8 protein-coding genes, 2 tRNA genes and 3 pseudogenes are annotated in these 11,423 nt (G+C 70.5%); 9 read left to right on the top strand and 4 right to left on the bottom strand.

Annotated features, from left to right (window positions below; translation table 11 throughout):
- Positions 1-1,252: Hsp70 family protein (locus JNW87_RS26595; protein WP_238454632.1), on the bottom strand; the 1,252-nt coding region annotated here is incomplete at its 3' end.
- 502 nt (positions 1,253-1,754) lie between these two features.
- On the opposite strand from JNW87_RS26595, the gene JNW87_RS26590 reads away from it, so the two are divergent.
- Together JNW87_RS26590 and JNW87_RS26585 are read left to right on the top strand one after the other, a co-directional pair.
- The gene (locus JNW87_RS26590; protein WP_109804296.1) at positions 1,755-2,171 is read left to right on the top strand and encodes a hypothetical protein; all 417 of its coding nucleotides are present in this window, start codon (positions 1,755-1,757) and stop codon (positions 2,169-2,171) included.
- Positions 2,172-2,668: 497 nt separating this feature from the next.
- Positions 2,669-2,950 carry a tyrosine-type recombinase/integrase gene (locus JNW87_RS26585; RefSeq protein WP_201749879.1) on the top strand — a complete coding sequence of 94 codons (282 nt, stop codon included), beginning with the start codon at positions 2,669-2,671 and terminating at the stop codon, positions 2,948-2,950.
- A gap of 377 nt (positions 2,951-3,327) precedes the next feature.
- Here JNW87_RS26585 and JNW87_RS26580 read toward each other — a convergent pair.
- Positions 3,328-3,401: transfer RNA gene (locus JNW87_RS26580), tRNA-Gly, on the bottom strand.
- A 283-nt stretch (positions 3,402-3,684) separates the two neighbouring features.
- On the opposite strand from JNW87_RS26580, the gene JNW87_RS26575 reads away from it, so the two are divergent.
- The 5 genes and pseudogenes from JNW87_RS26575 (at position 3,685) to clpX (ending at position 8,241) form a co-directional block, all read left to right on the top strand.
- Positions 3,685-3,758 (top strand) — tRNA-Pro (locus JNW87_RS26575).
- A gap of 143 nt (positions 3,759-3,901) precedes the next feature.
- Positions 3,902-5,247, top strand: a pseudogene (gene tig / locus JNW87_RS26570) (trigger factor).
- Between the two features lie 173 nt (positions 5,248-5,420).
- The gene (locus JNW87_RS26565) at positions 5,421-6,062 is read left to right on the top strand and encodes an ATP-dependent Clp protease proteolytic subunit (protein WP_109804298.1); all 642 of its coding nucleotides are present in this window, start codon (positions 5,421-5,423) and stop codon (positions 6,060-6,062) included.
- A 10-nt stretch (positions 6,063-6,072) separates the two neighbouring features.
- Positions 6,073-6,735 carry an ATP-dependent Clp protease proteolytic subunit gene (locus JNW87_RS26560; protein ID WP_109804299.1) on the top strand — a complete coding sequence of 221 codons (663 nt, stop codon included), beginning with the start codon at positions 6,073-6,075 and terminating at the stop codon, positions 6,733-6,735.
- 211 nt (positions 6,736-6,946) lie between these two features.
- Positions 6,947-8,241: pseudogene (gene clpX / locus JNW87_RS26555) on the top strand (ATP-dependent Clp protease ATP-binding subunit ClpX).
- A gap of 24 nt (positions 8,242-8,265) precedes the next feature.
- Here the strand turns inward: clpX and JNW87_RS26550 are convergent.
- Positions 8,266-8,892 carry an XRE family transcriptional regulator gene (locus JNW87_RS26550; protein ID WP_109804301.1) on the bottom strand — a complete coding sequence of 209 codons (627 nt, stop codon included), beginning with the start codon at positions 8,890-8,892 and terminating at the stop codon, positions 8,266-8,268.
- A 41-nt stretch (positions 8,893-8,933) separates the two neighbouring features.
- Here JNW87_RS26550 and JNW87_RS26545 point away from each other — a divergent pair, with 41 nt between their 5' ends.
- Together JNW87_RS26545 and JNW87_RS26540 are read left to right on the top strand one after the other, a co-directional pair.
- Positions 8,934-9,767 carry a DMT family transporter gene (locus JNW87_RS26545; protein WP_238454631.1) on the top strand — a complete coding sequence of 278 codons (834 nt, stop codon included), beginning with the start codon at positions 8,934-8,936 and terminating at the stop codon, positions 9,765-9,767.
- Between the two features lie 40 nt (positions 9,768-9,807).
- Positions 9,808-10,604 (top strand): annotated as a pseudogene (locus tag JNW87_RS26540) (carbon-nitrogen hydrolase family protein).
- A gap of 6 nt (positions 10,605-10,610) precedes the next feature.
- On the opposite strand, the gene JNW87_RS26535 reads toward JNW87_RS26540, so the two are convergent.
- On the bottom strand, positions 10,611-10,838 hold the full coding sequence (locus JNW87_RS26535; protein ID WP_109804303.1) for a hypothetical protein: 228 nt from the start codon (positions 10,836-10,838) through the stop codon (positions 10,611-10,613).
- Positions 10,839-11,423 lie beyond the last annotated feature (585 nt).

Below are 11,423 nucleotides of genomic sequence, written 5' to 3'. Positions count from 1 at the left end.
CGGCGGGGCCGGCAAGCGGTGTGGCCGGCGCCCCGGCGCCGAGAAGCTGCGGGGTCGGGCCGCCGTCGGGGGAGTCCGGGACCGGGACCCGCGGCACGGGCGTCGCGCCGGTGCGGCGCAGCGGCAGGTCGGTCAGCGCGCCCTCGGCGACCGGCAGTTCCGGCTGCTCCAGCACGGTCGGCGCGACACCCAACTCGGCGTGGAGCAGCCGGGCCACCAGCGGGATCCGGGACGAGCCGCCCACCAGGAACAGGCCGGCGAGCCGTTCGGGGGTCAGCCCGGCGGCGGAGACGACCCGCCGGGTCTCGGTGACCGCGCGGCGCAGCAGCGGTGTCGCCACCCCCTCCAGCTCCTCCCGGGTCAGCGGCACCGCCGCCTCCACCCCCGGCACGGCCACCGGCGCCACCGTGGCGCGGGACAACATCTCCTTGGCGCCCCGGACGTTCTCCAGGAACCGGAGCCGGTCCCGCCACTGCGTGGCGTTCTGCGGCTGGGTCAACCGAGCCCACTCGGCCGGGTGGGCGGCGGCGATCCGCTCGCCGAGCAGCTCGACCAGGGCCGCGTCGAGGTCCAGGCCGCCCAGGTCGTCGAGGCCGCCGCAGGAGACGACCGTGAAGCCGGAGTCGCCCCACGGGTCCGCGCCCTCGTTGCGTACCAGGGCCACGTCGAGGGTTCCCCCGCCGAAGTCGAAGACGGCGACGGCGTCCCCGACCGGCACCGGCCGGCGCAGCACCTCGGTGTAGTACCGGGCGGCGGCCACCGGCTCCCGCAGCAGCCGGGTCCCCGGCGGGATGGGACCGGACATGGTGTGTTCGGCCGCCGACGGCCAGCCGGCCAGCGCCAGCGCGTCGGCGAGCACCTGCCGCCGGTCGGCGTCCCAGGTGGCCGGGCAGGTGACGACCGCGGGCGGCAGGAAGCCGACCGCCCCGACCGCCGCCTCGGCGACGGTGAACAGGACCGCGGCGAGCAGTTCGGCGGGGGAGAGTCGACGGTCACCGAGTAGGACCGCCGCCTCGTCGACCCGGCGCTTCGGGTTCGGCTCGTACCGGTCCGGGTCGACCTGGGCCAGCCGCTGGGCGTCCCGGCCGACGTGCAGTTGGCCGTCCGCGTCGGCGTACACGCCGGAGGGGAGGATCGGCTGCCCGTCGACGAGCAGCGGCCGGGTCCGCCCGTCCGGCCGGCGCAGCACCGCCACCGTGTTCGAGGTGCCGAGGTCGACGCCGAGGGCGAAGCCGTCCTGCTGGCCTGACATCGGTCGCTACCTCCACCTGACGAGCGGGATGTCCGGCCCCGCATCGTACGCAGCCCGCGCCGCCGCGCCCGACCATGGTCGATGCATGCGCAAACGGGTGCGTCACCTGGACGAGGGCCCTGCGCGCCTTCCGTCGAAGCGGGCCGGCAACGGCCTGGTGCTCCAGCGGGACTGACGAGCGGATGGCACGGCCGGCCCGAGCAGCGGACATGAAATTGGCCCAGGTCGGGCACTCGTCGACCTGGGCCATCTGGGTGAGCGGGCGACGGGAATCGAACCCGCACCGTCAGTTTGGAAGGACGAAGATCACGGCCGACAAGGCCCTGGTGGGCCAGGTCGAGGAAGGTCGTGGATGACTGTTCGTGCCCCCTGGTGACCGTCCTGGGTACCGGCTACTGGCACGTGGATGGCACGCATGGCTGTACGGGACCCGGGGCCTGCTGATTGGATGTGGCGGGCGCAGGATGATTCACGTGGCGCACGAGCTGGTGGGCTAGGTGGGATGAACTTCGAAGAGCTCAGCACCGAACTGCTGGACCTGGCGTATACAACGCTCGACCTCGCCATCTCTCGCGTTCGCGTGACAGACGGCGGCCCGATTCTTCCCTTCGCGATCATCGAGCGTGGCGACAGCCGGGAGCTTGTCCGGTTCGTCACCGACACGTACGAAGACTCAAAGACAGCCGGCGAGAAGCATCTTGCCGAGGTCGTCGACGCGGATCGCTGCACCCTCGCGTGGGACGGCTACCTCACGCTTGATGGGCAGCGCAAGGACGCAGTGTTCGTCAGGGCGCACGAAGCTACCCAGCAAAGCGCTGTGCTCTTCGCCCAGCGGTATGCCCCTGCGGCACCGTTCGACGAGTTGGGCAACAGCGTCTTTCTCGGCGCCGACCAGCCGCTGTTCACGTGCATTCGCTAGGGCGCTATGTGCGGATCTCCTCGTCGGCAGTCGTAGACCGTCCAGCTCCCCGGACGGGGACAAGGTGGAGCGCCCTACCGGACGAACGACCTTGGCCCGGCCGGGGAGGCTGGTAGCCCTTGTGGTGCCCGGCGAGGTGATCCGCGGCCGATCTCTGAGGAGGGCCGGGGTTCGGGGCGGAGCCCCGAGGTCTTCAAGGTCCTGGTCGTCCCCAAGCGTGGCCGGCCGCCCGGCCGATGCCGGCCGGAGGTCGCCAGCAGGCCGGGGCCGGGCCGGCGCGCCCGCTTTGCGGGCCGCCTTGACGCCGCGACCGTGCGGGTGCCCCGCAAGCTGGCAGCGCTGAAGGATCGTCTGGAGTTCGGGCCGCCCAAGTCGGCCGCCGGGGTCCGGGTCGTCGCGCTGCCGGCGGCCGCGGTTGAGTCACTGCGCGAGCACCTGGCCGAGTACGCCAACGACGGCCCAGAGGCCCTCGTCTTCACCGGCGCGAAGGGGCGCCGCTGCGTTCCGGCAACTTCGGGCGCGCCGTCAGATGGACCCAGACGGTCGCCTCGGTGGGCCTGGCTGGCTTCCATTTCCACGACCTACGCCACACCGGCAACACGCTCGCCGCGTCAGCGGGGGCCAGCACCCGGGAGCTCATGCACCGCATGGGACACGCCACCATGCGCGCCGCCCTGATCTACCAGCACGCCACCAGCGAGCGCGACCGCGAGATCGCGTTCGCCATCGATCGCCGGATTGCCACCACGACTCGGCGGGCAGGAGGCGGCCAGGCGTGACGCCAGTCTCGGAGCTGCCCTACCGATCCGCTGGTCTTCGCCTGGCGTACCCGGCCTTGACGATTCGGCCGTCCCTGTCTAGGAGGAACCAGGGGTTGTTGTCCCTTACCCCGAGATTCGTCCAGACCCTGAATCCAGAGAGGCTACGGCTCACTCGCACTGGCTCTTGCCACGGCCAGCCCCGGCGGCCGCATTCCGCCTTGGCCGTCGTGCGCACATCGGCTAGCGAGGCGTGCCACCACTCCACAGCAGCGATCGTGCCAGCAGAGCGACCGTTAGGGAACCAATGGCACGCGGATGGCACGCAAGATCCCAAATGGGGGAGAATGGAAGGGCCCAGGTGCCGCGATCATGCGGTCTACCTGGGCCTTCGTGGGTGGAGCGGGCGACGGGAATCGAACCCGCACCGTCAGTTTGGAAGACTGAAGCTCTGCCATTGAGCTACGCCCGCGAGCGCCCCGCGGTGACGAGACGCGCCGACAGCCTACCCAATACCCGTCCCGCCCGCGCAGCGCCGTACCGCCCGTACCGCCGCCGAAGCGCCCGGCGCCCTGCCGAGATCCGCACGACCTGCGGCAGACAGCGGCCTCCCGGCGCTCGGAGACCACCGTTTCCCGCCTGTTGCCGCGGTGGGCGGCGAGGCCCGCCCGTCGGGAGCCCCGTGACCGGGGCGGCGGGTCGATGCGGCCCCGGGACGTCCGGTGGGCGCCGACGGCATACACTTCTCGTCGCCACGGGGTGTGGCGCAGCTTGGTAGCGCACTCGCTTTGGGAGCGAGGGGCCGTGGGTTCAAATCCCGCCACCCCGACTGTCGTCCGCGGCCGGGTCGCCCGGGAACCGCCGATTTTCCGCGCGGTACCCGGGCGCTGCCGAAGCAGACTGCCGGCTCGCCTACACTCGATGCGCGCAAACACGCCCAGATTCAACTGAGATCCGTCAAGGAGTACGCCTGTGAAGAGCACCGTCGAGACTCTGAGCCCGACGCGCGTGCGGCTCGCCATCGAGGTGCCGTTCGTCGAGCTCGAGCCGAGCCTCAGGAAGGCGTACCGGGAGATCGGTTCGCAGGTGCAGGTGCCCGGCTTCCGCCGGGGCAAGGTGCCGGCCGCCGTGATCGACCAGCGGGTGGGCCGGGGCACCGTCCTCAACGAGGCGGTGCAGGAGGCCATCCCGCAGAACATTCTCGCCGCGGTCCGCGAGCACGACCTGAAGACCCTGGGTCGCCCGGAGGTCGAGATCACCGAGTTCAACGACGGTGACTCGCTGAACTTCACCGCCGAGGTGGACGTCCGCCCGGAGATCACCCTGCCGGACCCGGCCACCATCGAGGTGACCGTGGACGAGATCCAGGTCGACGACAGCGAGATCGACGAGCAGGTCAAGGGTCTGCGGGAGCGGTTCGCCACGCTGAAGACCGCGGAGCGGGCCGCCCAGGAGGGCGACTACGTCCAGATCGACCTGAACGCCACCGTCGACGGCGAGGACGTGCCGGGCGGCTCGGCGACCAACATCTCGCACGAGGTCGGCAGCAAGCAGCTCCTGCCGGGTCTGGACGAGGCCGTGGTCGGCCTCGCCGCCGGCGACAGCACCACCTTCTCCACGCAGCTCGTGGGCGGCGACTTCGCCGGCCGGGACGCCGAGGTGGCGGTGACCGTGCGCACCGTCAAGGAGAAGGAGCTGCCGGAGCTGGACGACGACTTCGCTCAGATGGCGAGCGAGTTCGACACCATCGAGGAGCTGCGGAACGACCTGCGTGAGCGGGTCACCCGGGGCAAGCAGGTCGAGCAGATCTACGCGGCCCGCGACAAGGCCCTCGAGCAGATGGTCGCCGCCGCCGAGGTGCCGGCCCCGGAGGGGGTCGTCCGCGAGGAGGTCGAGAGCCGCAAGGCCGCCATGGTCGACCAGCTCGAGCGGATCGGCGCCTCCCTGGAGGAGTACCTCGCCGCCGAGGAGAAGACCGAGGAGCAGATCGACGCCGAGCTGACCGAGGCGGCGACCGACGGGGTCAAGATCCAGCTCCTGCTGGACACCCTGGCCGACGCCGAGGACGTCCAGGTCTCCGACGACGAGTTCGGTCACGAGATCGTCCACCGCGCCCAGCGCGCCGGGATGGCCCCGCAGCAGTACTACGACCAGCTGGTCCGCTCCGGCGCGCCACGGCCGTCTTCGGCGACGTCCGTCGCGGCAAGGCGCTCGCCTCGGTGATGGAGAAGATCAAGATCAAGGACTCGGCCGGCAACGAGGTCACCCTCGACGCGCTGCGGGCCGCGAACGAGGCCGAGCACGACCACCAGCACTGATCGACCGGGTTGGCCGCCGTCCGCTGCGTTCGCGGTGGGCGGCGGCCGAAACCCTTTCCGGGGTACGTCTTCAGGACAACTGCGCTGAGAGCGAACAGTGCCCCGACCGGGAGTACGCCCCCCGGCTGAGCGGTTAGTGTCGGGTAGGACGGTACGGAGAGCGAAGGGCTGCCATGACCGACATGCACATCCCAGCGAAGCCGCTCCGGGCGATCGAGGCCCGCGGTGGCGACACCATTGGCAACCTCGACGACTCGGTCTACAACCGGTTGCTCAAGGAGCGGATCGTGTTCCTGGGCAGCGAGGTGACCGACCAGGTCGCCAACCGCATCTGCGCGCAGCTGCTGCTGCTCGCGGCGGAGGACCCGGACCGCGACATCAACCTCTGGATCAACTCGCCGGGTGGCTCGGTCTACTCCGGCATGGCGATCTACGACACCATGCAGTTCATCGACAACGACGTGTCGACCGTGGCGATGGGCATGGCGGCCTCCATGGGCCAGCTGCTGCTCTGCGCGGGCACCAAGGGCAAGCGGTACGCCCTCCCGCACGCGCGGATCATGATGCACCAGCCGTCCGGTGGCCTCGGCGGCACCGCGTCGGACATCGCGATCCAGGCCGAGCAGATGCTCTACACCAAGCGGATGTTCCAGGATCGGGTCGCCTTCCACACCGGCCAGAGTCAGTCGCAGATCGAGGCGGACTCGGACCGGGACCGCTGGTTCACCGCCCAGGAGGCCCTGGACTACGGCTTCATCGACAAGGTGATCATCGGGGCCGCCCAGGTTCCGGATGGCGCCGGGACCCTGAGCTGAGGAGCTGACGATGACCGATCTGAGCCTGCCGCCCCAGTTCGCGGCCGTGCACAACCGTTACGTGCTCCCCTCGTTCGTGGAGCGCACGTCGTACGGGGTCAAGGAGTCGAACCCGTACAACAAGCTCTTCGAGGACCGGATCATCTTCCTCGGCGTCCAGGTGGACGACGCGTCGGCCAACGACGTGATGGCCCAGCTGCTGACGCTCGAGGGCACCGACCCGGACCGCGACATCATCATGTACATCAACTCGCCGGGTGGTTCGTTCACCGCGATGACGGCGATCTACGACACCATGCAGTACGTCCGGCCGGACATCCAGACGGTGTGCCTGGGCCAGGCGGCGAGCGCGGCGGCGGTGCTGCTGTCCGCCGGCACCGCGGGCAAGCGGATGGCGCTGCCCAACTCCCGGATCATCATCCACCAGCCGGCCACCGAGGGCGGCTACGGTCAGGGCTCGGACATCGAGATCCAGGCCCGGGAGATCCTGCGGATGCGGACCCAGCTGGAGGACATGCTCTCCCGGCACTGCAACCGCCCGATCGAGCAGGTCCGCAAGGACATCGACCGGGACAAGATCATGACGGCCGAGGAGTCCAAGGAGTACGGGCTGGTCGACACGATTCTCACCAGCCGCAAGAAGGGCCTGCTGGCGGCGCACGCCAGCAGCTGAGCACCACCGGGTCGGAGGTCGGCCGTGGACTGAGTTCCCGGCCGACCTCTGACACACCCGTTTTGGGGGTCGGAGAAACCTCCGCCAGCGGGTAACGTCGGGTCTGTACCGCTTCGCTGGGTCGGACCGGCGGGGCTACACAGACGGACGGGCGCGCGGCGCCCGCAGGTCAGGGCCGGCGTTCCGGCCGACGAGTGCAGGGAGAACGTAGGTGGCACGGATCGGTGACGGCGGCGACCTACTGAAGTGCTCCTTCTGCGGCAAGTCGCAGAAGCAGGTCAAGAAGTTGATCGCGGGCCCCGGGGTCTACATCTGTGACGAGTGCATCGATCTCTGCAACGAGATCATCGAGGAGGAGCTGGCCGAGTCCGGCGAGGTGAAGTGGGAAGAGCTTCCCAAGCCGATGGAGATCTGCCAGTTCCTCGACAACTACGTGGTCGCCAGGACCAGGCCAAGAAGGCGCTCGCGGTCGCGGTCTACAACCACTACAAGCGGATCCAGGCCGAGGCGGCCGGCGCGCCGGGTTCCGGCAGCGACGCCGTCGAGCTGGCCAAGTCGAACATCCTCCTGCTCGGCCCGACCGGCTGCGGCAAGACCCACCTGGCGCAGACCCTCGCGCGGATGCTCAACGTCCCGTTCGCGATCGCCGACGCCACCGCGCTCACCGAGGCGGGCTACGTCGGCGAGGACGTGGAGAACATCCTCCTCAAGCTGATCCAGGCCGCGGACTACGACATCAAGCGCGCCGAGACCGGGATCATCTACATCGACGAGGTCGACAAGATCGCCCGCAAGTCGGAGAACCCGTCGATCACCCGGGACGTCTCGGGCGAGGGCGTCCAGCAGGCGCTGCTGAAGATGCTCGAAGGCACGGTCGCCAACGTGCCGCCGCAGGGCGGGCGGAAGCACCCGCACCAGGAGTTCATCCAGATCGACACCACCAACGTGCTGTTCATCTGCGGTGGCGCCTTCGCGGGGCTGGACCAGATCATCGAGGCCCGGACGGGTTCCGGCGGCACCGGCTTCGGCGCCCGGCTCCGGTCGGTCTCCGAGCGGTCGACCGACGACATCTTCAGCCAGGTCATGCCGGAGGACATGCTCAAGTTCGGGCTGATCCCGGAGTTCATCGGCCGGCTCCCGGTGATCACCAACGTGCGCAGCCTCGACCGCAGCGCGCTGGTGCGGATCCTGACCGAGCCGCGCAACGCCCTGGTCCGGCAGTACCAGCGCCTCTTCGAGTTGGACGGCGTCGAGCTGGAGTTCGAGCCCCCGGCGCTGGAGGCCATCGCCGATCAGGCGATGCTCCGCGGCACCGGTGCCCGCGGCCTCCGGGCGATCATGGAAGAGGTCCTGCTCTCCGTGATGTACGAGGTGCCGAGCAACCCGGACGCCGCCCGCGTGCTGATCACCCGCGAGGTGGTCCTGGAGAACGTCAATCCGACGATCGTGCCCCGCGAGTTCACCGGTCGCCGGGCTCGTCGGGACCGCGAGGAGAAGTCCGCCTGATCTCCGTACCGACCGCGCCCGGGGTCATTCCGGGCGCGGTCGGCGTGAGCGGGTCCGCCGGTCCCATTCGCCCGACGGGGTGACGACCACCATCACCAGCCGCACCGGCTCGTCGTCGGCGTTGCGGTAGCCGTGCCCCCGGTCGGCGTGGAACTCGATCGTCTCCCCGGCCCGTACGACGTGCGCGACGCCGTCGACCACGACCGTCGCCGTGCCGGTCAGGACGTGCAGCACCTCCCGTGTGCCGCGGGGGTGGTCGGGGGAGTGGTGGGTCTCGCCGGGCTGCAGCCGCCAGTCCCAGAGTTCGACCAGGTCCGGCTCGCCCAGGCCGCTGAGCAGTTGGGCGGCCCCGCCGTGCTCGCCCCGCCAGAGCACCGGCGCCTCGCCGGCGGCGGTGATCCGCACGGTTCTCTCCTCGGCCGGCTCGAGGAGGTGGGCGATGTTGACTCCGAAGGCGTCCGCGACCCGGCAGAGGGTGCCGATGCTCGGGTTGGTCCGGGCCCCTTCGATCTGCACGAGCATGCCCTTGCTGACCCCGGACCGTCCCGCCAGTTCCTCGAAGGACCAGCCGCGCGCGGCGCGCAGTTCGCGGACCTGCCGCGCGACGGCGGAGGTCACCGCGCTCACCCGCCCGGCACTGGCGTCGGTCATCACACTATCCTTCGCGGTTAATATTGTGGTACGACATCTGGATGTTCCCCATTGTGCTCGCAGCGGTGTCCGCGGTCGCGTTCGGCACGGCCGACTTCTCCGGCGGAAAGGCGTCCCGCCGCGCCGACCCGATCGCCGTCACGGTGGTCTCGCAGCTGCTGAGCGTCCCCCTGCTGCTCGCGCTGGTACTGGTGGTGCCCGGCACGCCCCACCGCCTCGACCTGGCCTGGGGCCTGCTCGGCCGGGGTGGCCGCGCCGCCGGCGTGGTCCTGCTCTACCGCGCCCTCGCCGGCGGGATGATGGCAGTCGTCGCGCCGATCACCGCGATCACGGCCGCCCTGGTGCCGATCATCGCCGGACTGGTCACCGCCCACTCGCCCGGCACCCTCGCGCTCTGCGGCGCCGGCCTCGCCGTGTTGGCCATCGCCCTGGTCAGCCTCGGGGAGGGCGGCGTCTCCGGGGCGGTGTCACCGCGCGTGGTGGGCATGGCCCTCGGCGCCGGCACGCTCTTCGGCGTCTTCTTCGCCCTCCTCGGCCAGGCCGACGAGGACGCCGGCATGTGGCCCGTCCTGGCGGTACGGGTCAGCTCGATCGGCTTCGGACTCGCGCTGGCCGCGCGGAGTGGGGTGAGCCTGCGGCTCGGGCCCCGGGTGCTCGGCTGGGCCGCAGCGGCCGGCCTGCTGGACTCCGCGGCGAACGCGCTCTACCTGGCGGCGGCGAGCCGTGGCCACCTGAGCATCGTGGCGGCGATCGCCGCGCTGTACCCCGCCAGCACCGTGCTCCTCGCGCTCGCCGTGGACCGGGAGCGGCTCCGGCCTGCGCAGGTCGCCGGTCTGGGGTTCGCCGCCGGCGCGCTGGTCCTGGCGAGCCTCTGAGCCCTGTCGTCGATCGCCGCCCGTCCGTACGCTGAACCCCATGCGCGTCGCCGTCTGCCAGCTCACGCCCGCGACGACCGGGCGGCGAACCTCGCCGCCGCCGAGGCCCTGCTGGCCCGGGCCGCGGCGGCCGGCGCCGACCTCGCCGTCCTCCCCGAGTACGTGGACTACCTGGGCCCGGCGAAGGGCATGCCGGAGCCCGAGCCGGTGGACGGCTTGGTGGGGGAGTTCTTCGCCGCCGTGGCTCGCCGGCTCGGCATCTGGGTGGTCGCCGGTTCCTTCCACGAGGCGGGTCCCGATCCGGAGCACACCTGGAACACGTCGCTGGTCTTCGACCGCACGGGCGCCCTCGCCGCCAGCTACCGGAAGATCCATCTGTACGACGTGGAGATCCCGGGCCGGGTGTCGTACCTGGAGTCGGCGACGGTGGCGCCGGGGGAGCAACCCGTGGTGGTCGACGTCGAGGGCCTGCGGGTGGGCCTGTCGATCTGCTACGACCTGCGCTTCCCGGAGCTGTACCGGCAGCTCGCGACCGAGGGCGGCGCGCAACTCTTCGTCGTCCCCGCGGCGTTCATGATGCACACCGGGCGGGACCACTGGGAGGTCCTGCTGCGCGCCCGGGCGATCGAGAACCAGTGCTTCGTGGCGGCAGCCGGCCAGACCGGTGACCACGAGCCGGGACGGACCTGTTTCGGGCGCAGCATGGTGGTGGACCCGTGGGGGACGGTGCTGAGCCAGGTGCCGGACGGGCCGGGGCTCGCCGTCGGCGACCTGGACCTGGACCGGCTACGGACGATCAGGGCGGAGTTGCCGAGCCTCGCGAACCGGCGGCTGTGAGGACGGTCAGCTCTCCAGGAGTACTCCGACGACGGTGAAGCCGGCGATCGCCGCGGCGGTGATGAGCAGGGCGGTCGTCATCCGGGAGGGGCCCCGTCGGGCGAGCCGCCCGAGCGACACCAGGACGACGAAGAGCACGAACGCGCCGATGACCAACTGCCAGAAGGGCAGCAGGAGCCCGAGCAGCGCTTCCTCGGCGAGCGGAGCTATCGGGCGACCTGACACGTCATCCATGCCAGACACTCTGGCACGGCGGGACCGCCGGCGGATGCCTGCTGCGGGGTTGTCTACCCGGCCGACGGCTCGGCGGCGCCGTTACGAAGATCCACTGACGGCCGTTGATTTGCCTTCTCCCGGGCGTTCACGTAACTTTCTCTCTGTCAGCGGGGAACGGACGAAACGGGCGAAAGCCCGAAGGCCGGAACCGCGGGAATGGCTCCAGGGTCTGTCGGGTTGTAGCCTGACACGAGCCTGGACCGGGCGGGGCGGGTGACTCCGGAAGACACGGGGTTGCGATCGCGAAGCCGACCGGGTAGAGTTCGAAAGCCGGCAGGGAGCCGGGCGGGTGGCCGCGAGAGCGGTGATCGGCCGGTCTGCCGCTTCCCACGACAGAAACGACCGCCGGATACGGCGTGCGTCAGCGTGGATCGGGCCGAACCAAGTTGATCACCTCGGATACGAGGTTGACAGCGAAGATCGGGCCGGGTAAGTTAGAGAGGTTGCCCCGGATGGGGGTCCTACTGGGTGGGGCTTCTGGATGGTGTGTGGTTGTTCTTTGAGAACTCAACAGGGTGCTTGATAAGCCAGTGCCAAATTGAT

It is taken from the genome of Micromonospora sp. ATA51, from assembly GCF_016802855.1.
Lineage (GTDB): Bacteria > Actinomycetota > Actinomycetes > Mycobacteriales > Micromonosporaceae > Micromonospora > Micromonospora sicca.
Note: the sequence above shows the minus strand (reverse complement) of the source record. Positions and strands in the feature narration are given on the sequence as shown.

Bases quoted from the DNA above. Each gene is read 5' to 3' on its own strand.
- JNW87_RS26590 (WP_109804296.1), top strand. From the start codon at position 1,755: ATGAACTTCGAAGAGCTCAGCACCGAACTGCTGGACCTGGCGTATACA.
- JNW87_RS26565 (WP_109804298.1), top strand. From the start codon at position 5,421: ATGACCGACATGCACATCCCAGCGAAGCCGCTCCGGGCGATCGAGGCC.
- JNW87_RS26560 (WP_109804299.1), top strand. From the start codon at position 6,073: ATGACCGATCTGAGCCTGCCGCCCCAGTTCGCGGCCGTGCACAACCGT.
- JNW87_RS26550 (WP_109804301.1), bottom strand. From the start codon at position 8,892: ATGACCGACGCCAGTGCCGGGCGGGTGAGCGCGGTGACCTCCGCCGTC.
- JNW87_RS26545 (WP_238454631.1), top strand. From the start codon at position 8,934: ATGTTCCCCATTGTGCTCGCAGCGGTGTCCGCGGTCGCGTTCGGCACG.
- JNW87_RS26535 (WP_109804303.1), bottom strand. From the start codon at position 10,838: ATGGATGACGTGTCAGGTCGCCCGATAGCTCCGCTCGCCGAGGAAGCG.